Consider the following 22,228-nt stretch of genomic DNA (forward strand, 5'->3'; position numbering starts at 1 on the left):
GCGGCCTGGGCGACCGCGCGGAGGGCATGCGACGCCACCGGCAGCGCATCCCCCGGCGCCCTGCCGCCCGGCGGTCCGCGGTGCGCGGACCGCCGGCGGATCGCGCGCTCAGTCCTGCAGCGCGCGCGCGTGGAAGGCGATGTGTTCGCCGATGAAGCTGCCGATGAAGTAGTAGCTGTGGTCGTAGCCGGGCTGCACGCGCAGGGTCAGCGGATAGCCGGCAGCCTCGGCAGCGGCCTGCAGCAACTGCGGACGCAACTGCTTCTCCAGGAACTCGTCGCCACCGCCCTGGTCGATCAGCAACGGCAGGCGCTCGCTGGCACTGCCGATCAGCGCGCTGGCGTCGTATGCCTGCCATTGCGCGCGGTCCTCGCCCAGATACGCGGCGAAGGCCTTCTCGCCCCACGGCACCTGGGTCGGCGCCACGATCGGCGAGAACGCCGACACGCTGCGATAGCGGCCGGGGTTCTTCAGCGCGATCACCAGGGCACCGTGGCCGCCCATCGAATGCCCGCTGATCGCGCGCCGGCCGTTGTGCGGGAACTGCGCCTCGATCAGCGCCGGCAGTTCCTGCACCACGTAGTCGTACATGCGGTAGTGCGCGGCCCACGGCGCCTGGGTGGCGTTGACGTAGAAGCCGGCGCCCTTGCCGAGGTCGTAGCCCTCGGCGTCGGCGACCTGCTCGCCGCGCGGGCTGGTGTCGGGCGCGACCAGGATCACCCCGTGCTCGGCCGCATAGCGCTGCGCGCCGGCCTTGGTGATGAAGTTCTGCTCGGTGCAGGTGAGGCCGCTGAGCCAGTACAGCACCGGCAGTTTGGCGTGCTCGGCCTGCGGCGGCAGGTACACGGCCACCTGCATGGCGCAGCCGAGCACGGCCGAATCGTAGCGATAGACGTCCTGCCAGCCGCCGCAGCAGGCGTGGTGTTCGATGCGTTCCATGGGGAGTTCCGAATTGTGGGCCTGCGGCCGCGAGCGGCCGCAGGCGGAGATGCCGCGACGCGTCGACCGGCGACGCGCGCGGCAGCGGGCTTCAGTGCAGCACGCCGTTCTTGCGCGCCACGTGGGTGGAGATCGCGTCCATCAGCGGCGGCGACAGGCAATCGTACGGTTCCAGCTGCAGTTCGCGCAGGCGATTGCGTATTCCATCCATCGCCTCCGGACGGGTGCCGCTCTCGATGATCGAGGACACGAACGCGGCGAAGCCCGGCGCCGACCAGCCCTGCTGCGGCGACAGTTCCGTATGCACGAAATCCAGGCCGTAGAACGGATGCTCGGTGTTCTCGATGCGGCCGTACATGTGCACGCCGCAGCCGGTGCAGGCGTGACGGCGGATCGTCGCGCTCTCGTCCACCACCTTGAGCTTCTCCTCGTGCGCGGTCACCTTCACCTTGTCGCGCGCCACCACCGCCACCACCGAGAAGGTCGCGCCCTTCGGCTTCCAGCACTTGGTACAGCCGCAGGCATGGTTGTGCGCGGTCTGCGCGCCCACGTCCACCACCACCTTGTCGCTGGCGCAGTGGCATTCCAGGGTACCGCCCTGGAACTGCTCCGCACCGGCACGCACGCCGGCATCCACCGACGGATGAATCGTCACAGTACTCATCTTGCCCCCTCCCGGGTTCGTTGCGTCGCTGCAATGCGCGGAAACGGCCGCGCGCCGGACTGACCTGCGGGTCAGAAGTGGATGACGGTGCGGATCGACTTGCCCTCGTGCATCAGGTGGAAGGCTTCGTTGATCTCGTCCAGCGGCAGGGTGTGGGTGATGAACGGATCGAGGTCGATCTCGCCGTGCATCGCCTGTTCCACCATGCCCGGCAACTGGGTGCGGCCCTTGACCCCGCCGAACGCGCTGCCGCGCCAGACCCGGCCGGTGACCAGCTGGAACGGACGCGTGCTGATTTCCTGGCCGGCGCCGGCCACGCCGATGATGACGCTCTCGCCCCAGCCCTTGTGGCAGCACTCCAGCGCCGAACGCATCACGTGCACGTTGCCGATGCACTCGAAACTGAAGTCCACGCCGCCGTCGGTCAGCTCGACGATGACCTCCTGGATCGGCTTGCTGTAATCCTTCGGGTTGATGCAGTCGGTGGCGCCCATGCTGCGCGCCAGCTCGAACTTGCCCGGATTGGTGTCGATGGCCAGGATGCGCCCGGCCTTGGCCTGCACCGCGCCCTGGATCACCGCCAGGCCGATGCCGCCCAGGCCGAACACCGCGACGCTGTCGCCTTCCTTCACCTTCGCCGTGTTGTGCACCGCGCCGATGCCGGTGGTGACGCCGCAGCCGAGCAGGCACACCTTCTCCAGCGGCGCCTCGGGGTTGACCACGGCCAGCGAGATCTCCGGCACCACCGTGTACTCGCTGAAGGTGCTGCAGCCCATGTAGTGGTAGATCGGCTGACCGTTGTAGGAGAAGCGCGTGGTGCCGTCGGGCATCAGGCCCTTGCCCTGGGTGGCGCGCACCGCCTGGCACAGGTTGGTCTTGCCGGACAGGCAGAACTTGCACTTGCGGCACTCGGCCGTGTACAGCGGGATCACGTGGTCGCCGACCTTGACGCTGGTCACGCCCTCGCCCACCGCCTCGACGATGCCGCCGCCCTCGTGGCCGAGCACCGCCGGGAAGATGCCTTCCGGGTCGTCGCCGGACAGCGTGAACGCGTCGGTATGGCACACGCCGGTGTGGGTGATGCGCACCAGCACTTCGCCCTGGCGCGGCGGTTCGACATCGATCTCCACGATCTGCAGCGGCTGGCCGGCTTCGAAGGCGACGGCGGCTCGGGATTTCATGCGATTTCTCCTGGCTGAGGAAAGGGGTGTGGGGTGGGGATCACTTGAGATAGGAGCGGACCAGCATGCCCATCTCGCGCACGCGCGCGGCGCGCTGCGCGTCGGAGCTGGCGGGCTGGCCGAATTCTTCGCGGACGTGGGCTTCCATCACCTCGGACATGAGGCCGTTGACCGCACCGCGGATGGCGGCGATCTGCTGCAGCACCGCCGCGCACTCGGCGCCGCCCTCCAGCGCGCGCTCCAGCGCCTCGGTCTGGCCGCGCAGGCGGCGGATGCGGGCAAGGACGCGCTTCTTCTCGTGCGGGGTATGCGGCATGCGGGATGGGCCCAGGAACTATACTGGGGGATAGTATGCCTGCGGCCGGCAAAAGGGAACGCCCGAGCCGCGCCGACGCTCCACCAGATCGCCCCCAGCGGCCGCCGGACACCGCACCAGCGCAGGTGCCGGCGCATGGCAACGCATGTCGGCACAGGACACGAACCGGCCATGTTCGCGCCGCCGGCGCTGCCTATGATGGCCAGGCGTTCAAGCGCGGGCCCCGGCTCCGGCGGCCACGTCCCTGGCCGCCCCCAGTTCCAGGCAGCCGCGGCCACGTCTAGACTGGGCGACTCCCGTGTGGCCGCCCCTCAAGATCGTGGACATGAAATCCTTCATTCTGGTCGTCGACGACGACCCGGATCTGCGCCGACTCATCAGCGAGTTCCTGAGCGAACACGGTTATCAGGTGGACACCGCCGAAACCGTGGCGGAGATGCGCCTGCGCATGGCCGAGCGCCAGCCGGACCTGGTGATCCTGGACGTGATGATGCCCGGCGAGGATGGCCTCAGCGCCGCCCGCCAGCTCGCCAGCGAGCGCGGCGCGCCGGCGGTGATCATGCTCAGCGCGCTGGGCAGCGACACCGACCGCATCATCGGCCTGGAAGTGGGCGCCGACGACTACCTGGCCAAGCCGTGCAACCCGCGCGAGCTGCTGGCGCGGGTGCGCGCCCTGCTGCGGCGCAGCCAGGCGGCGACGCTGCCACCGGAAGCCCGCGGCAACGTCTATGAGTTCGCCGGCTGGCGGCTGGACGTGATCCGCCGCGACCTGCGCGACCCCACCGGCATCTTCATCAACCTCTCCGACGGCGAGTTCGCGCTGCTGCGCACCTTCGTCGAGCACCCGCAGCGCGTGCTCAGCCGCGACCAGCTGCTCGACTACGCGCGCGGCCGCGACACCGAGGTCTACGACCGCGCCATCGACAGCCAGATCAGCCGCCTGCGCCGCAAGATCAACGAGCGCGTACAGACCGAACTGATCCGCACCGTGCGCAACGAGGGCTACATGCTGCTGCCGAGCGTCGCCCGCCTGTGAGCGCACCCACGCGCGCCCGCCGCGGCGTGCCGATCTTCGCCCGCGCCTTCCTGCTGCTAGTGGTGGCACTGCTCGTCGCGCAGCTGATCGGCATCGCCCTGGTGCTGCGCACGCCGGTCTACGAGATGCCGGTGCATCCGCCGGAGGTGATCGCCCTGCTCAGCACGCGCATGCCGGCCGGCACCCAGACCCTCAAGGTGCAGGACACGGCACATGCGCCGCTGCCGGCGCGCGACCAGGTGCGCGACCGCAATGTGGAACGGCTGATGGCGCACTGGCTGGAAGTGGCGCCGGACCAGGTGCGCTTCTACCGCAACAGCGACGGCCGCCTGGAACGTCTGCGCCTGCGCCTGGGCGAACGCCCACCGCCGCCGCCGCGTGCGCTCGCCACCGACGACGACCTCCCTGCACCCGCCGGGGTGGCGCCCCCAGCCACCGCACAGCAACCGCCCCCGCTGGAGCCGCCACCGGCGCCCGGCGAAGCGCCGCGCAATGGCACCTTCGGCGCGACCATGCGCGCAGTGGGTTGGCGCGAACGCGGCTTCGCCCCGGCGGTGCCGCTGCTGGACGGCTTCACCGCGGCACTGCGCCAACCCGATGGGCACTGGCGCAGCGTGATGTCGCCACCGCGTCGGTTCTCCAACGAGTTCAAGACCCAGGTGGTCATGCTGTTCCTGGTCGGCATGCTGGCGATGCTGCCGCTGGCCTGGTGGTTCTCGCGGGCGCTGTCGGCGCCGATCCGGCGCTTCGCGGAGGCGGCCGACCAGCTCGGCCGCAATCCCGACGCGCAGCCATTGCGCCGCAGCGGCCCCAGCGAGATCGTGCAGGCGGCCGATTCGTTCAACGCGATGCAGGCGCGCCTGAACCGGCTGATCAACGAGCGCACGCACATGGTCGCGGCGATCGCCCACGACCTGCGCACGCCGCTGGCGCGGCTGGCGTTCCGCCTGGAGACCCTACAGCCGCCGCTGCGCGAGAAGACCATGGCCGACATCGACGAGATGAAGGCGATGATCTCCGCGGCGCTGGACTTCATCCACAACGACAGCCGCCGCGGCACCCGCTCGCCGCTGGATTTCCGCCTGCTGGTGGAAAGCGTGGTCGACGACGCCAGCGACACCGGCGCCGACGTGGTGCTACTGCTCGGCGACGCCATCACCCTCGACGGCGATCCGCTGTCGCTGCGGCGCATGGTGATGAACCTGGTGGAGAACGCGCTGAAGTACGGCAAGCGCGCGCGCCTGCAGCTGCGCCGCGAGGCCGGCGAGTGCGTGCTGTGGATCGACGACGACGGCCCCGGCATCGATCCCGCGCAGCGCGAGAAGCTGTTCCTGCCGTTCTTCCGCGGCGAGAACTCGCGCAACCGCGACACCGGCGGCATCGGCCTGGGCCTGTCGGTGGCGCACAGCATCGTGCTGGCGCACGGCGGCCAGATCGCCCTGGACAACCGTGCCGAGGGCGGCCTGCGGGTCAGCGTGCGGCTGCCGTGCCAGGCGGTAGGCGGCTGAGCCAGGCACGCCACCGTACCGCCGCCTGCCGATCGGCTCAGCGCTGGTTCGGCTCGACCACCACCGCCGTGCCGTAGCACAACACCTCGGTCAGGCCGGCCATCAGCTCGGTGGCGTCGTAGCGCACCGCGACGATGGCATTGCCGCCCATCTGCCGCGCATGCTGCAGCATGTCCCGGTAGGTCTCCAGGCGCGCCTGCTCGCACAGTTGGGTGTAGATGGTGATATTGCCGCCGAAGATGGTTTGCAGCCCGCCCAGGAAATTGCCGACGATAGAGCGCGAGCGCACGGTGATGCCGCGCACGATGCCCAGATTGCGCACGATGCGGTAGCCGGGAAGCTCCAGCGCGGTGGTCACCATCGCATCGTTGAGTGGCGAGGCCGCCGTCGCGCGTGGCGGCGAGGAATTGTACGGATCGGTCATCGGTGTCCCCTGGTGGCGTGGTCCGTGGCTCCGCGGACCGCAGACCCGGCGCGTACGCACCGAGGCCGGCAGTGTTAGCACCGCAGGAAGAACGACGCAATCGCCAGCACCAGGCCGCCGATCCACAGCAACAGCATCGTCAGCACGCCGGCCAGAACGACCGCCACGCGCCGCCACCGGCGCAACCCGCGCGAGCGCCGCACCACGTGCACGCACAGCCAGCCGCCCAGCAGCACGCCGCTGGCGATCACGGCCCATCCGAGCAGATCGATAAGCGGATCCTTGGGACCGAACTCAGCGGGGCATTGGCTCGTCGCATGTGCGGATGCCATGCAGCCGAGCAACACGCTCAGAACGCTGGCCCTGCCGCCGCGATGGCGCCCAAAGACACTGCCCACCGTCATGCAGGCGCAGACGCGGTGCGAACGCTACGAAGCGAGCGCAATGCGGAGGAACTCGACTCGCGACGGCGCGTCGTGGAACGCGAAAAAATGCAGTTCATGGTATTGGTGGCATACCGATGCCGGCATCCGTCGAGGAGGGGCGACGAAACTCGGCAGCCACAGATCGCGAAAGCAAGCGCGCGATGATCCAGCCATGCAGGACGACGAAGGCCGCAGCAAAGACCACGCCGATCGCCGACATGGCCCACAGCATCGGCTGCATGTCCGGCGCGCCTTGCATCTGCGCAACGGCGAGCTGCTTCTGCATGAACGCGATCATCTGCACCTGCACGACCGCGCCGCCCAGATTCCATGCGATCACCAGCGCCATGGCCGCGATGAAGCACCACCGCGCCCAACTCAGCCGCCGCAGAAGCCCGATCGAACTCGCCAGGGTCCACATTGAAAACAGCGCAGTCCCAAGAAACAACCAACTAAAGTGGGAAAAGATGAAGGCAATCGTGGGCGGCATCCCTGGCGGAAGCCTCCGCACCGCATCGGCGAACTCCATGTGATCGAACATGGCGAACACAACGAAGACCTGCATGATGCCGACCACCGTGCCGAAACCGGAGAGTGCGATGAAGATCCAGGCCAGGATGGTGACAAAATTGGACCGCGGTGGTACCTGATGCATACGTCCCCCTGAAGACGAGTCGACAATAGTGACGCCTGGCCGCCCACTGCGCCATCACCTGCAGCCGCATCCGATTGCCGAATCCGACGAACTGCATACATCCGTCGGTCGCCGAATTCGCTAGCGGGGTTGCGTTGTGCGCACACGGCGCCACCCGCCGCACTGCGATATCGCCTCAACTCCGCTGCGCAATGGCCGCCGCATGACGCGCCAACAACAGCGGCAGTGCGGTCTTCCGCCAGAACACCAGGCTGACGTACCCCGAGGACATGCCGCCATGGCTGAGGCGCAGCACAAAGACCGACTCGACAGACGCGTCGTCCAGCGCCGTGCCGACCAGGCGCACGAAGCTGTCGGCGAGCAGCGCCTCGCACTGCGCCGCCGTCGCCGGCAGCGGCACGCCGGCGAGGGTCGACGCCATCTCCTGCCACAGATACGGATCGCCACGGCCGCCCCATCTGCTCGGCTCGTCCTGGAACAGGCCCGCCATGTCCCCGATCGCGGTCATCGCCCTGCTCGCCTACGGACGTGCGGCGCGACGCTCAGTACGCGAATTCGCGGAACACGCGGTCGATGTCGCCCTGCCACGCGCCGTGGTACAGCGCCAGCTTGCGCTCGGCCGCGGTCTCGCCGGCGTGCAGGATCTCCACCAGCGGTTCGAGGAAGCGCGATTCGTCCTGGCCATCGCGGTTCAGACGCGCGCGGCGGCGCAGGCCGGACAGGGCAATCTTCACCGCCTCGGCGGCAAGGTCCTGCACGGTGCCGTTGCGGAACGGCAGCTGCAGCGCCTGCTTCGGCACGCCGTCGCGCAGCGCGTGACGTTCGACCAGGCTGAAATCCTTGACCAGGTCCCAGGCCGCATCCAGTGCGGCATCGTCATACAGCAGGCCGACCCAGAACGCCGACAGCGCGCACAACCGGCCCCACGGACCAGCGTCGGCGCCGCGCATTTCCAGGTACTTCTTCAAGCGCACTTCCGGGAACGCGGTGGTCATGTGGTCGGACCAGTCGCGCAGCGTCGGCAACGCACCCGGTAAGGCCGGCAACTTGCCCTGCATGAAATCGCGGAAGCTCTGCCCGCTGGCGTCCACGTAGGTGCCATCGCGGTAGGAGAAGTACATCGGCACGTCGAGCAGGTAGTCGACGTAGCGCTCGTAGCCGAAACCGTCCTCGAACACGAAGTCGAGCATGCCGGTGCGATCGGCGTCGGTGTCGGTCCAGATGTGCGAGCGGTAGCTGAGGTAGCCGTTGGGCTTGCCCTCGGCGAATGGCGAGTCGGCGAACAGCGCGGTGGCGATCGGCTGCAGCGCCAGCGACACGCGGAACTTGCGCACCATGTCCGCTTCGCTGGCGTAGTCCAGGTTGACCTGCACGGTGCAGGTGCGGGTCATCATGTCCAGGCCGAGCGCACCGACCTTGGGCATGTAGTTCTTCATGATCTGGTAGCGGCCCTTGGGCATCCACGGCATCTCGTCGCGGCGCCACTTCGGCTGGAAGCCCATGCCCAGGAAGCCCAGGCCCAGTTCGTCGGCGACCTGCTTGACCTCGTTGAGGTGGCTGCCCACTTCAACGCAGGTGTCGTGGATGGTCGGCAGCGGTGCGCCGGACAGCTCCAGCTGACCGGCCGGCTCCAGCGTCACCGAGGCGCCGTCGCGCAGCAGGGCGATGGTGTGCCCGGCTTCGCGCACCGGCTCCCAGCCGAAGCGGGTCAGGCCGAGCAACAGCGCCTCGATGCCACGCTCGCCCTCGAAGGTCGGCGGCCGCAAGTCGTCCAGGCGGAAGCCAAACTTCTCGTGCTCGGTGCCGATGCGCCACTGCGCCTCGGGCTTCTCTCCGGAGGCGAGCACCTGGACCAGTTCGGCGCGGTCGGTGATCGGCGTCTCGGCAACGTGGCTGGGGCTCGACAAGGGCAGGACTCGCACGGCGGGTGAGGCGATGTGGGGACCATCCCCCGCCATCGCAAGGCCCGCACTATAGCGTGACGAGGGCGAGGCCCGTATCGCTACCAGCGGCACTGCAGCATTCCACGGTCGCGCCGCTGGCGGCGTCGAGAGTGAGACGCAGCAAGCGTTCGCGGCGCCGTCTCGGCTAGGCTGCGGTCTCCTTCCCGCTCCGCCGCAGGCTGCGCCATGCGCCCGACCCACTCCGAACGCCATCGCACCGACCGCGCCGGCTGGCTGCGCGCGGCTGTGCTTGGCGCCAACGACGGCATCCTGTCCGTGGCCGGCCTGGTGGTCGGCGTCGCCAGCAGCGGCGCGTCGGCGGCCACGGTGCTGACCAGCGGCATCGCCGGCCTGGTCGCCGGCGCGATGTCGATGGCCGCGGGCGAATACGTGTCGGTGCAATCGCAGGCCGACATCGAACGCGCAGACCTGGCGCTGGAGCGCCGCGAACTGCACGAGGATCCGCAGAGCGAGCTGGACGAACTCACCGCGATCTATCGCCAGCGCGGGCTCGAACCGGCCCTCGCCCGCCAGGTGGCCGAGCAGTTGACCGCGCACGATGCGCTGGGCGCGCACGCACGCGACGAACTCGGCATCACCGAGAGCCTGCGCGCGCGTCCGCTGCAGGCGTCGGCCGCGTCGGCGGCGGCGTTCTGCACCGGCGCGGCGCTGCCGATCATGGCCGCGTGGCTGGCGCCGGACGGCCGGCAACTGTGGGTGACCGGCGCGGCGACCCTGATCGGCCTGTCGCTGACCGGCGCACTGGCTGCGCGCGCCGGCGGCGCCTCGGGCCTGCGCGGCGCGGTGCGGGTGGTGTTCTGGGGCGCGGCGGCGATGCTCGCAAGCGGCGCGATCGGGCATGTGTTCGGCGTGCATGTCTGAGCGGACGCGTACCGCGCTGCGATAGCATCACCGGCCATGGCCGACACGACCTCTCCCGACGCCCTGCTGCTGGCGCGCCTGGCCAGCCTGGCCGACTGCACCCAGGCCGACGGCTACGCCTGCATCACCGCGCGCCGCGAACACGGCGCGCGCTCGGTGGAGATCCCGCAGCCGCACCTGGCGATCCTGCTGCAGGGACGCAAACAGGTGCGCACCGCGACACAGACGCTGACGTTCGTGCCGGGCGACCTGTTCCTGGTGACGCGGCGCTGCCGCATCGATGTGGTCAACATCCCGGATCCGCACAGCGGCCTGTACCTGAGCGTGCTGGTGCCGCTGTGCGAGGAAGCACTGAGCGCCGCGCGCGTGCTGTGGAACGAACCGCTGCCTGCCGCGGGCACGGAGCTGGCGCACCTGCGCGCCGAGGAATTCGGCAGCACCCTGCTGCAATGGCGGCAGGCGCTGCAGGACGGCCACTACACCGAAGCGCGGCTGGCGCTGGCGACCCTGGTGCTGGCGCTGTGCCGGCGCGGCCATGGCGGCCTGCTGCTGCCGCCGGCGCCGAGCGTGGCCGCGCAGGTGCGCGACCTGATCGCTGCGCAGCCGCAACGCGACTGGCGTTCGCGCGATATCGAAGACAGCCTGGGTCTCAGCGGCGCGACCCTGCGCCGGCACCTGGCCAGCGAACGCACCTCGTTGCGCGAAGTGCTCACCGATGCGCGCCTGGCGCATGCGATGCAGCTGCTGTACACCACGCGCTGGCCGTTGAAGACGGTCGCTGCGCATGCCGGCTACCGATCGGTACGCAGCTTCAGCCAGCGCTTCCAGCAACGCTACGGCCTGGATCCAGCCAGCATCGGCAACTGAGCCACGTCGGCGTTGAGCGCCGCGCGCAGCGGAATGAGCGAATCGCGCAGCGGTGCAGGCGCAGCATGCCAGTACCGCGGCGCCCGCCGCTCTGCCAGGAAGTCCCATGTCCGTGTTCCCGTTGCGTGCGCTGCGCGTGCTGGTTCTGAGCGCCAGCGCGGCGCTGACGCTGCCTTCTCCCGCGCGTGCAACCGCGCCGGAGGCTGCCGCTGTGCAAGTGCCCGGCGTCTATCGCCAGGCGATCGGCCGCTTGCGCGTCACCGCCCTGTTCGATGGCACCGTGGCGCTGCCGCGCGCGGAACTGGCGAATATTCCGCCGGAGGCGATCGCGCGCCTGCTCGACCATCGCTACGTACCGGAAAGCGACAAGGGCCTGCAGACCGCGGTGAACGCCTATCTGATCCAGGACGGCACGCACCTGACCCTGGTCGACACCGGCACCGCGACCTGTTTCGGCCCCGGGCTCGGCCAGGTGCTGGCCAACCTGCGCGCGGCCGGGTATGCGCCCGAGCAGGTCGACGACGTGCTGCTCACCCACGCCCATCCCGATCACCTGTGCGGCTTGCTGGACGCACAGGGCCAGCCCGCCTATCCAAAGGCGACGGTGTGGCTGAGCGCCGCCGACGCGGCGTACTGGCTGGACCCGGCCAGCGAGGCCGGCGCGCCACGGGCGCTGCGCTTCGCCTTCCCGCTGGCGCGTGCGGCAGTGGCGCCGTACCAGGCCGCGCAGCGGCTGCGCCGTTTCCGCCTCGGCGACAAGCTGCCCGGCGGTGCGGTCGCGCTGGATACCCACGGGCACACGCCCGGGCACGTGTCGTACCGCTTCGATGGCGGCACTGGGCAGCACCTGTTGGTGTGGGGCGATCTGGTGCACTACCACGCGGTGCAGTTCGCACAGCCGCAGGCGGCGTTCGAGGCCGACAGCGACCGCGATGCAGCGATCGCCGCACGCAAACGGACCATGGCCCAGGCCGCCGACCACGGCTGGTGGGTGGCCGGTGCGCACCTGCCGTTCCCGGGGCTGGGCCACGTGCGTCGCGCGGGCGAGGCGTTCGCCTGGGTGCCGGCGGAGTTCACGCCGTTGCCGGCTGCGCCTTGAGGCTGGTTTTCTCCGTTTGGAAGAAAGCACGGCTGCTAGCCCCTCTCCCCGTGGGAGAGGGGTTGGGGTGAGGGTACGTCGCGAAGCGTCTCGCGGAGTTCGGGCACACGAGGCTGCGCCCGTACCCTCATCCGGCCCTTCGGGCCACCTTCCCCCAAAAAGGGGCCATGGTCCCGATGGGAGAAGGAACGGCTGCTAGCCCCTCTCCCACTGGGAGAGGGGTTGGGGTGAGGGTCCAGCGCCGCCGCGCTCACTCCGCGGCGGTCGGCTCCGTCTCCAGGCCCAGCCAGCGACCGATGATCCCGCGCGCTTCGTCCACGCCCTGGCGGCTCTCGCCGGAGAAGGTCTGTACGCTGACCGTGTCGCCGAACGCGCTGGCCAGCTCCTTGCGTACCTGCTGCAGCGCCTGCGCCTGCTGGCCGCGGCCGAGCTTGTCGGCCTTGGTCAGCAGCGCATGCGCCGGCAGGCCGCGCTGCACCGCGTAACCGAGCATCTGCCGGTCGTAGTCCTTGAGCGGATGGCGGATGTCCATCACCACCACCAGCCCGCGCAGGGCCTCGCGGGTGCGGAAATACGTATCGATGAACTTCTGCCAGTGCGCCTGCAGTTCCAGCGGCACCTTGGCGTAGCCGTAGCCGGGCAGGTCCACCAGGCAGCGCTCGGGCTGGACCTGGAAGAACACCAGTTGCTGGGTGCGGCCGGGCGTCTTGGAGACGCGGGCCAGGGCGTTCTGCCGGGTCAGCGCGTTCAGCGCGCTGGACTTGCCGGCGTTGGAGCGGCCGGCGAAGGCCACTTCCCAACCGCCGTCTTCGGGCAATTGACGGGCGTTGTGGGCGGACAGCAGATAGTGGGCACGTTCGAGGATCAGCGACATCCCGCTAGGATCGCACGTCCGCGGCCCCGGGCGGGCTTCGTTGACCGCCGGGCCGCGGCATGCCGATAATCGCGCGAGTGCGGTCGCCGTCCGGCAGCCGCGGGGTCGGGTCATACGGAGCTTCAGCAATGCGCCACGCTCGCGTTCTTGCCTTTACCGGTCTAGCGGTTTCCGTCGCCGCCGCGGTCGCGTTCGCGCAGACCTCGGTGGTTCCCATTCCCGACCACGCCCCTGTGCGCACCACGCCGCTGGAGGGCGACATCGGCAAGGCCGCCTGGGGCGACCCCAAGGCCGGCCAGGCCAAGGCCGCGGCCTGCGCCGCCTGCCATGGCCCGGACGGCAACCCCGCCATCGCCATGTATCCGCGCATCGCCGGCCAGGTGGAGCGCTACAGCGCGCGGCAGATGGCGCTGATCGCCCACGGCGAGCGCACCAGCGGCGCGGTCGCGGCGATGGTGCCGTTCGTGCAGCCGCTGAGCGCGCAGGACATGCGCGACATCGGTGCCTACTTCGCCACGCAGAAGGCCGGCGCCGGCATCGCCGACGACGCGGTGATCGCCGACGGTCCGTACGCCGGCATGAAGTTCTACGAGGTCGGCCAGCAGCTGTACCGCGGCGGCGACGCGAGCCGCGGCATCCCCGCCTGCATGGCCTGCCACGGCCCCGCCGGCGCCGGCAACCCGGGGCCGGCCTATCCGCATCTGGGCGGCCAGCACGCCGATTACGTGGCGCGGCGCCTGCAGGAATACCAGGCCGGCACCACCCAGGAGCGCGACCCGACGATGTTCAAGATCATGGCGCAGGTGGCCAAGCCGCTGACCGACCAGGAGATCAAGGCGCTGGGCAGCTATCTGCAGGGCCTGCACGACCGCGCCGACGACGCGGCCGCCGCGCAGGTGACGCCGGCCGCGGCAACACCGCCGCAGCCGGCACCCGCACAACAATCCTGACCGTGCGCCGCTGCGGCGGCGCCGGCCCGTTTCCCCCTCGCGCCGGTCCGACGACCGGCGTTCGTTTTTGCCATCGGAGATCGCATGAACCGTCTGCCCCGCCTGCTGTTGTGCCTGCTCGCCCTGCTGCCGTTGAGCGCCTGCGCGCAACCCAAGTCCGCCACCGCGGTGGAAGGGGAGGACTACACGCTGATCGCCAATCCCAAGCCGTTCGCGCCGCTGGCCGGCAAGATCGAGGTGGTGGAAGTGTTCGGCTACACCTGCCCGCATTGCGCGCACTTCGAGCCGTTGCTGGAGGAATGGGCCGGCAAGCAGGCCAAGGACGTGCGCCTGACCCTGGTACCGGCGGCGTTCGGCGGCTACTGGGACAATTTCGCCAGTGCCTTCTATGCCGCGCAGCAGCTGGGCGTGCAGAGCCGCAGCCACCGCGCCATGTTCGAGGCCATCCACGACAAGCGCAGCGTGCCGGTGCAGAACGTGGCGCCGGAGGAACTGGCCACGTTCTACGCCGGCTTCGGGGTCAAGCCGCAGGCCTTCATCGCCGCCTACCAGAGCCCGCAGGTCGCCGCGCAGGTGAAGGCCGCACGCGATTTCGCCGTGCGCGCCGACATCGCCGGCACCCCGGCGCTGATCGTCAACGGCAAGTACCTGGTCAAGGGCAAGAACTTCGAGGACATGCTGCGCATCGCCGACGCACTGATCGCCCGCGAGCGCGCCGGCAAGTGATCGGCGCACGGCGCTTCATCCGCGCCATGGCATCATGACGGGGTGGCCGGACCGCGCTCGCGGCGCGTCCGGCATTTGTCCCCCATCCTGCTGGAGATGTCGCCGATGAAGACCCGCTTCGCCCTGACCCTGATGGCTCTGCTGCCGATCCTGGTGGCATGCAAGGCCCAGGACGGCACTGCCGACGCCGTCGCCCCTGCGTCCGGCACCGCCGCGACCCCAGCTGCCGCGCCTGCCGCCGGCAACGATGGCGCTGCCGCGCCCGCCGAGGCGCCGGCCACGCCCGCGGCCACCACCGCCGATGCCGCCGCGCAGCCCGCCGCCGAAGGCGACAGCGCCGCCCCTGCCAAGCCGGTCGCGGCCAAGACCCCGAACGGGCCGGAGCCAGTCGCCGGCACCGACTATGTCGACATCGCAGGCGGCCAGCCGTTCCAGCCGACCAATGGCAAGATCGAGGTGGCGGAGATCTTCGGCTACGTCTGCCCCGCCTGTGCGCGCTTCCAGCCGCTGATCGGCCCGTGGAAGGCCGGCCTGCCGTCCGACGTGCGCTTCGTCTACGTGCCGGCGATGTTCGGCGGCACCTGGGACGACTACGCCCGCGCGTTCTACGCCGCCGAGGCGCTGGGCGTGCAGGAGAAGACCCACGAGGCGCTGTACAAGGCGATCCACGTCGACGAGACCCTGAAGGGCGAGCGCGGCCGCGACTCGGTGCAGGACATCGCCAACTTCTACGCCAAGTACGGCGTGGACCCGAAGCAGTTCGCCGACACCATGGGCAGCTTCGCGGTGGCCACCAAGACCAACCGCGCCAAGCAGTTCGCCACCCGCAGCGGCATCACCGGTACGCCGTCGCTGATCATCAACGGCAAGTATCTGGTCAAGGGCAAGAGCTACGACGACATGCTGCGCGTGGCCGATCACCTGATCGCGCGCGAGCGCGCGGCGATGGCCAAGTAAGCCCCGACCGCCGGGCCGCACCGCCGTGACCGCTCCCGCCACCCGCACCCTGCGCGTGCTCACCGCCAACATCCAGGCCGGTTCCAGCACGCGCCGCTACAGCGACTACGTGACCCGCAGCTGGTCGCATGCGCTGCCGGCCGGGCGCAAGCGCAGCAGCCTGGATGCGATCGCGCAGCTGGCCAGCGACCACGACATCGTCGGCCTGCAGGAGGCCGACCCCGGCAGCCTGCGCTCGGGCTTCACCAACCAGACCCACTACCTGGCCGAGCGCGCCGGCTTCAACTACTGGAGCCACCAGCCGAACCGGCGCGTGGGCGGTGTGGCCTCCAGCGCCAACGGCCTGCTCAGCCGGCTGGAGCCGGTGGAAGTGCAGGACCACGCCCTGCCCGGCCGCCTCGGCGGGCGCGGCGTGCTGCTGGCCAAGTTCGGCAACGGCGCCGAAGGCCTGGCGGTGGCGGTGGCGCATTTGTCGCTGGGCGCCAACTCACGCGCAGCGCAACTGGCCTTCATCGCCGAGCTGCTGTCCGATCATCCCAACGTGGTGCTGATGGGCGACTTCAACTGCGTCGCCGACCGCCCGGAAATGCAGTTCCTCTACCAGCGCACCCGGCTGCAACCGCCGGGCTGCGTGGTCCCGACCTTCCCGAGCTGGCGCCCGCAGCGCGCCATCGACCACATCCTGGTCAGCGACGGCCTGCGCTGCAACGAACAGCGCGCGGTGCCTGCCGCCTTCTCCGACCACCTCGCCGTGGCCACCGAGATCGAAGTGCCGCAGCATTTGTTGCGCTGAGACGGTGGCCGCAGCTTGTCGTGCACGCCCGTAGCGGCTTCATGCAACGCTGCTAACGCGTTCTTGCCCTAGCTCCGCGGGAATGTCGTGGCGCGTGTAGGAGCGGCTTCAGCCGCGACGCGCATTTCCGGGAATGCCCGTCGCGGCTGAAGCCGCTCCTACGACATCACCTTGTCTACTCCCTTCATTGCATCGGCAACACCCTGCGAGAGCGCACGCGCGCTCCCGCAAGGTGCCATCGCGTGGGTGGCGACTAGAACTTCAGATCCGCACGCACGTACAGATAACGTCCACCGGGGATGCCATAGGTGGAGGCGTCGTAGCCGTTGAGCGAGCACGACAGGCAGATCGGCGGATCCTTGTCGAAGACATTGTTGACGCCGCCGCTGAGGGTCAGGCCCTTGAGCCAGTCGAAGCGGTAGCCGACCTGCAGGTCGTGGTAGGTGATCGCGTCCAGCGTATTGGTACCGGCGACCGGATTGCTGCACACCGGGAACGCCACCGCGTCGCCGCACTGCTCGGTCAGCTCGGAGATGTGCCGCAGCGTCCACGACGCATTCCAGCGGCCGCGCGACCAGTCCAGGCTCAGGTTGCTGGTCCACTCGGGAATGGAGCTGTCCACCACTTCCACGCCCGGCCGCTGCGGCTGCACCTGGCCGGCCGCGCCGGTGGCGACGTAGCGGGTGACGAAGGTGTTCTGCCAGGCGATCTTGAAGCGGCCGGCGGCGGTCTCCGGCGAGTTCCAGAACAGGTCCACGTCCCAGCCGTCGGTCTTGATCGAACCGAGGTTGGTCAGCCGGTTGTTGAAGCCGTTGATGCCACCGGTGGAGGCGCGGGTGATGCCGTCGCAGTAGGTGGGCGACAGCGTGTCCACGCACAGGTCGAGCTGGGTCTGCGCGTTGATCGCCTGGATCGCGCCATCGATGTCGTGGCGGTAGAAGGTCACTTCCACGTCGAAGCGGTCCGACCACGGCACGTTGCTGGCGAACCACGGGCTCCACACGAAGCCGGCGCTGAAGCTGCGCGCCTTCTCCGGCTCCAGCGCGCGGTTGCCGCCGGTGGTCACCGAGATCTGCGAGTTGGCCTGCTGGTAGCCGGCTGGCACGCCGAGCGTGGCGCAGTTGCTGACGCTGCCGCGCGGCGCGGTGCCGCCCAGGCCGATCGAGCACGGGTCGGACAGGGTCAGGTCGGCGCGCGCTGCCGAGCCGTACAGTTCGCCGATGCTGGGCGCGCGGAAGCCTTCGGCATAGCTGGCGCGCAGCACGAAGTCCGGCGCCACCTGCCAGCGCAGGCCGTACTTCGGGGTGAACTTGCCGCCGAAAGTGGAGTAGTCCGAATAACGCCCGGCCAGGCTCAGGTCCAGTTTGTCGCCCAACGGCGAGTCGGCGAAGATCGGCACGCTCAGTTCGAGGTAGGCCTCCTTGACGTCGTAGCTGCCCTGCGTCGGCAGCGACGGCACGCCGTTGTAGTGGCCGATCACGGTCAGCGGATCCGGGCGGTAGAAGCCCTCGTACTTGCGGTATTCCACGCCGGTGGCGAAGGACACCGCGCCGGCCGGCAGCCGGAACAGGTCGCTGCTGAGGTTGGCGGTGAACTGGGTCAACTCGTTCTGGCTGCGATCGTGCACCACCGGCTGGATCCAGCGCAGCATGTCCGGGGTGATGCTGCCGGCGCCGCCGAAGATGTTCAGCGGCACGCAGCCGGCCACCGCCGCGCACGCCGCCGGATCGCCCAGCGCCAGGTTGATGTTGTAGATGTTGTAGCTGCCGTAGTTGGTCTGCTCGGCCTTGTTCTTGCTGTAGGCGCCGTTGACGTCCCAGAACCAGGTGCGGTCGGCGCCCTCGAAGCTGCCGATGAAACCGGTGCCCACGTACTGGGTGTCCACACGCTGCTCGAACACGCGCGCGCCGCCTTCCACCGGGCGGCGCCCGATCATGATCAGGTTGCTGCCCGAATCCAGTGCGAAGCCGAACGGGTTGTACGGATTGGCGGCGGAGATGACGATGTTGTCGGCCAGCGGATTGCCGGTGCCGGCGTCGGGCCCGAGGAAGATCGGCTCCGGCGCGGCCTGGTTGGTCGATTCGCGGCGGTTGCCGAGCAGCTTCAGGTACCACTGCACGTCGTCGTTGAAGAAGAAACGGAATTGGCCGAACACGCCCTTGCGCTCGGACGGCGTCAGCAGCAGGTTGGACGCGGCGAAGTTGTAGCGGTCGGCGGTGGTGAAGCAGTGGTAGTCGTCGCTGCGGGTGCAGCCGCCGGTGCCGTCGTAGCGCGGCGTGCCCACGCCACTGTTGGGGGTCAGGTTCTGCTCGGCGCCGGTGTTGGGGTCGACGAAGATGAAGCGCCCGTCCGGCGTGGCCGAGCTGCCGAAGCTCAGGCCGGTGCCGGGAATCGGGTAGAGCGACTGCGCGCGGTCGCGCGCGTAGATCGGATCCTGCTTGGTGTAGCTGGCGCCGAGGAACAGGCTGGTGCGCTCGGTGCTGTGGCCCCAGGCCAGGTCCACACCCTTGCTGGCGCCGTCGCCCTTGTCGTACTCGCCGTAGTTCAGCGTGACCTGGGCGCCTTCGAAGTTGCGCCGGGTGATGATATTGACCACGCCGGCGATCGCGTCCGAACCGTATAGCGACGAGGCGCCGTCCTCCAGCACTTCGACGCGTTCGACGATGGCCAGCGGGATGGTGTTGAGGTCGGTAGCCGCGCCCACGCCCGAGGCCGAGGACTCGTTGACCCAGCGCATGCCATCGACCAGCACCAGCACCCGCTTGGCGCCCAGATGGCGCAGATCCACCTGTGCCGAGCCGGCGCCGACGCCGCTGCCGTCGGGCGGGAAGCCGAAATTGCCGGAGGAATTGAACTTGGCGTTCAAGGCCGAGCCGGAGGCGGTGAGTTCCTGCAGCACATCGCCGATGGAGGTCAGGCCGGTACGTTCGATGTCGGCGCGGCTCAGGGTCTGCACCGGCACCTGGCCCTCGACTTCGGCGCGGCGGATGCGGGTGCCGGTGACCTGGACGCTGTCCAGGGTGGTGGCCGTGCCGGGCGCGGCCGGGGGCGTCTGTTGCTGGGCGCCGGCGATGGCGGGGACGCCGCCGAGCAGGGCCAGGGATACCGCGAAGACCAAAGGATGGCGGTGCAGGAAATTCATCCGTCTCTCTCTCCAGAAAGGATGTGGGTCGGCCGCTGCGACCCCCTGCACCGCGACGGCGTGGAATTCTTTGTAAACAAATCGTAAACGTGCTGCAAGCGTCCGGCGGGCAAAGCGCGGGCCATGGATGCGACTGGTCGATCTGGTAGACACGAGAGTCGCGAGACGCCGTCAAACCGCGACGTGCCGAAGCCCCTCTCCCACCGGGAGAGGGGTTGGGGTGAGGGTGAGGAGCGAAGCGTCTCGCAGCACCTGGCTGCACTGGCTGTCGTCATCCACAGCGGCACCCGCACCCTCATCCGCCCCTGCGGGGCACCTTCTCCCAATGGGAGAAGGGAGAAGCCGAGCCCCTCTCCCCTCGGGAGAGAGGTTGGGGTGAGGGTACGGCGCGAAGCGCCTCGCAATACCTGGCTGCACTGGCTGTCGTTGCCCACAGCGGCACTCGCACCCTCATCCGCTCCTGGGGAGCACCTTCCCCCAAGAAGGGGGCCATGGTCCCAATGGGAGAAGGGAAAAGCCGAGCCCCTCTCCCACCGAGAGAGGGGTTGGGGTGAGGGTGCGGCGCGCAGCGTCCCGTAGCGTTCAGCGCAAGAAGCTGCACCTACATCCTCATCCGTCCATGTGGGGTGCACCGGATGTCGGCCCGGCGCGCGGCATCAAGCTTCAACTGCTGCAGGGGTATTTCACCAACACGAGGGCCGTGCGGCCGCTGCATCCAGCACACTCGCCGGCCCCACCCGGACGACGCGCCCGCCCTCTTCCCGACCACACCGGCGGAAGCGACGAAAGCGCCGCCATCGCCAGTTGAAACGGCGATTCATCGGCGTTCGGTATAGTCCCGCGCATGATCCTGCGCACGTCTCTCCTGCTGTTCGCCGCCGCGTTGTGCGGCCCCGTTTCCGCCCTCGCCCAGTCCCTGGATGCCCAGCGCCCGGCGATCCGCTCGGCGATCGACGATGCCGAGCAAGGCCGCTTCGATCCGGTCCGCGCCGCCGCGTTCAAGCAGCATCCGCTGTACGGCTGGCTGGAGTACGCCAACCTGCGCCGCACTATCGACAAGGTGTCCGACGCACAGGCGCAGGACTTCCTCAAGCGCTATGCCGGGCAGCCGGTGGCCGAGAGCTTCCGTGCGCTGTGGCTGCCGGCGCTGGCGCGGCGCGAGGACTGGCCGGCGCTGCTGGCGAACTGGAAACCCACCGAGAACCTCGGCCTGCGCTGCGCCCAGCTCAATGCGCGCCAGGCCACCGGCCGCGCCGACGCGCAGTGGGTGGACGAAGCGCAGGCGCTGTGGCGCAACGCCGGCAAGTCGCTGCCCGACGCCTGCGATCCGGTGTTCGCGGTGCTGCAGGCGCGCGGCGGCATGACCGATGCGCTGCGCTGGGCGCGCGTAGAAGCGGCCGCGGACGCACAGCAACCGGCAGTGATGCGCGCCGCCGCGCGCGGCCTGCCCGCGGCCGACCTAGCCCTGGCCAACGACTACGCCGCGTTCCTGGACGCAGCGCATGCGCGTGCGCTGAGCTGGCCCAAGACCGAGCGCAGCCGCAAGGTGGCGGTGGACGGACTGGAGAAGCTGGCCAAGGCCGACCCGGACGCGGCCGAGCGGCAACTGCCGCAGTTCGCCCAGGCGCTGCAGTTCAGCGAGGCGCAGCGCGGTGCGGTGCTGTACCAGATCGCGCTGTGGACGGTGGCCTCGTACGGCCCGGATTCGGCGCGCCGGCTCAACGCCGTGCCCGAGTCCGCCTACGACGAACGCCTGCACGAGTGGCGCGCGCGCGAGGCGATGGCGCGCGGCGACTGGCCGGCGGCACTGGCCGCGATCCGCAAGATGCCGCCGGCACAGCGCAGCGATTCGCGCTGGCAGTACTTCGAGGCACGCCTGGCGGAGAAGACCGGCAACGCCAGCGAGGCACAGCGGCTGTACCGCGCGGCGGCCAGCTCCGCCACCTTCCACGGCTTCCTGGCCGCCGACCGGCTCAAGCAGCCGTATGCGCTGTGCCCGTGGGAGCCGAACGACAGTGCACAGGCGCAAGCGGCGGTGGCGCGCGATCCGGCGCTGGTCCGCGCACTGGAGCTGTTCAAGATCGACCGCGCCGGCTGGGCGGTGGCCGAGTGGAACGATGCGCTGAGCCGCTTCGACGACACCCAGCGGCGCCTGGCGGTGGAAGTGGCCAGCAACAACGGCTGGTTCGACCGCGCGGTGTTCGGCCTCGGCAAGCGCCCGGAGGAGCAGCGCCTGTACACGCTGCGCTTCCCGCTGCACCACGCCGAGACCATCCGCCGCGAAGCCGGCAAGAACGCGATCGACCCGGCCTGGGTCGCCGCCGAGATCCGCGCCGAGAGCGTGTTCAATCCGAACGCACGCTCGCCGGCCAATGCGATGGGCCTGATGCAGGTGGTGCCGGCCACTGGCGCCAGCGTCGCCCGCAACCTCGGCCTGGCAGGCTACGGCGGCGCCGCCAGCCTGTACGACCCGGACACCAACATCGCCATCGGCACCGCCTACCTGCGCCAGTTGCTCAACACCTACGGCCTGCCCTACCTGACCATCGCCGCCTACAACGCCGGCCCCGGCCCGGCGGCGCGCTGGCAGAGCCAGCGCCCGGGCCACGACGCCGACTTCTGGATCGAGACCGTCAGCTACAAGGAAACCCGCGAGTACGTGGCGCGCATCCTGGCCTTCAGCGTGATCTACGACTGGCGCCTCAACGGCGACGCCCTGCCGGTCACCGAGCGCATGCTCGGCAAGCTGGATGCGCCGCGAAAGAAGTTTGTGTGTGAGGCGGGGAGTCGGGATTAGGGATTGGGGATTGGTAAAAGCGCACGCGTCCGTATGCAGTTAGCATTCCT

20 protein-coding genes and 2 pseudogenes are annotated in these 22,228 nt (G+C 69.6%); 11 read left to right on the forward strand and 11 right to left on the reverse strand.

Annotated features, from left to right (window positions below):
- Positions 1-108: 108 nt before the first annotated feature.
- The 4 genes from fghA to GGR71_RS04420 form a co-directional block, all read right to left on the reverse strand.
- Positions 109-939 (reverse strand): S-formylglutathione hydrolase, encoded by an 831-nt coding sequence (fghA, locus tag GGR71_RS04405; RefSeq protein ID WP_160961736.1) that lies wholly within the window; start codon positions 937-939, stop codon positions 109-111.
- Between the two features lie 91 nt (positions 940-1,030).
- The gene (gene gfa, locus GGR71_RS04410) at positions 1,031-1,603 is read right to left on the reverse strand and encodes an S-(hydroxymethyl)glutathione synthase (RefSeq protein WP_048490913.1); all 573 of its coding nucleotides are present in this window, start codon (positions 1,601-1,603) and stop codon (positions 1,031-1,033) included.
- Positions 1,604-1,674: 71 nt separating this feature from the next.
- Positions 1,675-2,784, reverse strand: coding sequence for an S-(hydroxymethyl)glutathione dehydrogenase/class III alcohol dehydrogenase (locus tag GGR71_RS04415; protein ID WP_048490914.1), 1,110 nt, complete (start codon positions 2,782-2,784; stop codon positions 1,675-1,677).
- Between the two features lie 40 nt (positions 2,785-2,824).
- On the reverse strand, positions 2,825-3,100 hold the full coding sequence (locus tag GGR71_RS04420) for a metal/formaldehyde-sensitive transcriptional repressor (RefSeq protein ID WP_048490915.1): 276 nt from the start codon (positions 3,098-3,100) through the stop codon (positions 2,825-2,827).
- A 325-nt stretch (positions 3,101-3,425) separates the two neighbouring features.
- Here GGR71_RS04420 and GGR71_RS04425 point away from each other — a divergent pair, with 325 nt between their 5' ends.
- The 3 genes and pseudogenes from GGR71_RS04425 to GGR71_RS04430 form a co-directional block, all read left to right on the forward strand.
- Positions 3,426-4,136: a response regulator gene (locus GGR71_RS04425; RefSeq protein ID WP_228136022.1), complete on the forward strand. Its 711-nt coding sequence runs from the start codon at positions 3,426-3,428 to the stop codon at positions 4,134-4,136.
- Positions 4,133-4,460 (forward strand): annotated as a pseudogene (locus tag GGR71_RS20985) (two-component sensor histidine kinase); the annotation flags it as partial. The gene GGR71_RS04425 and the pseudogene GGR71_RS20985, both read left to right, overlap by 4 nt.
- Positions 4,461-4,684: 224 nt before the next feature.
- Positions 4,685-5,644: pseudogene (locus GGR71_RS04430) on the forward strand (ATP-binding protein); the annotation flags it as partial.
- 37 nt (positions 5,645-5,681) lie between these two features.
- Here the strand turns inward: GGR71_RS04430 and GGR71_RS04435 are convergent.
- The 5 genes from GGR71_RS04435 to GGR71_RS04455 form a co-directional block, all read right to left on the reverse strand.
- Positions 5,682-6,068: a YbjQ family protein gene (locus GGR71_RS04435; RefSeq protein WP_160961731.1), complete on the reverse strand. Its 387-nt coding sequence runs from the start codon at positions 6,066-6,068 to the stop codon at positions 5,682-5,684.
- 74 nt (positions 6,069-6,142) lie between these two features.
- Entirely contained in the window at positions 6,143-6,472 is a 330-nt protein-coding gene (locus GGR71_RS04440; protein ID WP_237474426.1) for a hypothetical protein, read from the reverse strand.
- 94 nt (positions 6,473-6,566) lie between these two features.
- A complete protein-coding gene (locus GGR71_RS04445) occupies positions 6,567-7,148 on the reverse strand; it encodes a hypothetical protein (protein ID WP_160961728.1) in 582 nt (193 codons plus the stop codon).
- A gap of 175 nt (positions 7,149-7,323) precedes the next feature.
- Entirely contained in the window at positions 7,324-7,656 is a 333-nt protein-coding gene (locus tag GGR71_RS04450; protein WP_160961726.1) for a hypothetical protein, read from the reverse strand.
- A 34-nt stretch (positions 7,657-7,690) separates the two neighbouring features.
- Complete coding sequence (locus tag GGR71_RS04455; protein WP_160961723.1) at positions 7,691-9,055, reverse strand: glutamate--cysteine ligase; 1,365 nt, start codon at positions 9,053-9,055, stop codon at positions 7,691-7,693.
- 222 nt (positions 9,056-9,277) lie between these two features.
- Here GGR71_RS04455 and GGR71_RS04460 point away from each other — a divergent pair, with 222 nt between their 5' ends.
- The 3 genes from GGR71_RS04460 (at position 9,278) to GGR71_RS04470 (ending at position 11,939) form a co-directional block, all read left to right on the forward strand.
- A complete protein-coding gene (locus tag GGR71_RS04460; protein ID WP_160961721.1) occupies positions 9,278-9,973 on the forward strand; it encodes a VIT1/CCC1 transporter family protein in 696 nt (231 codons plus the stop codon).
- A 36-nt stretch (positions 9,974-10,009) separates the two neighbouring features.
- Complete coding sequence (locus tag GGR71_RS04465; protein ID WP_160961719.1) at positions 10,010-10,840, forward strand: helix-turn-helix transcriptional regulator; 831 nt, start codon at positions 10,010-10,012, stop codon at positions 10,838-10,840.
- 106 nt (positions 10,841-10,946) lie between these two features.
- On the forward strand, positions 10,947-11,939 hold the full coding sequence (locus GGR71_RS04470) for an MBL fold metallo-hydrolase (RefSeq protein ID WP_160961716.1): 993 nt from the start codon (positions 10,947-10,949) through the stop codon (positions 11,937-11,939).
- A gap of 250 nt (positions 11,940-12,189) precedes the next feature.
- Here GGR71_RS04470 and yihA read toward each other — a convergent pair whose 3' ends face one another.
- Positions 12,190-12,813: a ribosome biogenesis GTP-binding protein YihA/YsxC gene (gene yihA, locus GGR71_RS04475; protein WP_048490925.1), complete on the reverse strand. Its 624-nt coding sequence runs from the start codon at positions 12,811-12,813 to the stop codon at positions 12,190-12,192.
- 128 nt (positions 12,814-12,941) lie between these two features.
- On the opposite strand from yihA, the gene GGR71_RS04480 reads away from it, so the two are divergent.
- The 4 genes from GGR71_RS04480 to GGR71_RS04495 all read left to right on the forward strand — a co-directional run bounded on the left by GGR71_RS04480 (position 12,942) and on the right by GGR71_RS04495 (position 16,239).
- Complete coding sequence (locus GGR71_RS04480; protein ID WP_160961713.1) at positions 12,942-13,763, forward strand: c-type cytochrome; 822 nt, start codon at positions 12,942-12,944, stop codon at positions 13,761-13,763.
- An 84-nt stretch (positions 13,764-13,847) separates the two neighbouring features.
- Positions 13,848-14,489, forward strand: a complete 642-nt coding sequence (locus tag GGR71_RS04485; RefSeq protein WP_160961711.1) for a thiol:disulfide interchange protein DsbA/DsbL — start codon at positions 13,848-13,850, stop codon at positions 14,487-14,489.
- A gap of 105 nt (positions 14,490-14,594) precedes the next feature.
- Positions 14,595-15,446, forward strand: a complete 852-nt coding sequence (locus GGR71_RS04490) for a thiol:disulfide interchange protein DsbA/DsbL (protein ID WP_160961708.1) — start codon at positions 14,595-14,597, stop codon at positions 15,444-15,446.
- 25 nt (positions 15,447-15,471) lie between these two features.
- Complete coding sequence (locus GGR71_RS04495; protein ID WP_160961706.1) at positions 15,472-16,239, forward strand: endonuclease/exonuclease/phosphatase family protein; 768 nt, start codon at positions 15,472-15,474, stop codon at positions 16,237-16,239.
- A gap of 253 nt (positions 16,240-16,492) precedes the next feature.
- Here the strand turns inward: GGR71_RS04495 and GGR71_RS04500 are convergent, their stop codons facing one another.
- Positions 16,493-19,381, reverse strand: a complete 2,889-nt coding sequence (locus GGR71_RS04500) for a TonB-dependent receptor (protein WP_160961704.1) — start codon at positions 19,379-19,381, stop codon at positions 16,493-16,495.
- Between the two features lie 844 nt (positions 19,382-20,225).
- Between GGR71_RS04500 and GGR71_RS04505 the strand changes: the two genes are divergently transcribed.
- Positions 20,226-22,178, forward strand: coding sequence for a transglycosylase SLT domain-containing protein (locus GGR71_RS04505; protein WP_184451645.1), 1,953 nt, complete (start codon positions 20,226-20,228; stop codon positions 22,176-22,178).
- Positions 22,179-22,228: the final 50 nt, after the last annotated feature.

Source organism: Xanthomonas sp. F1 (assembly GCF_014199855.1).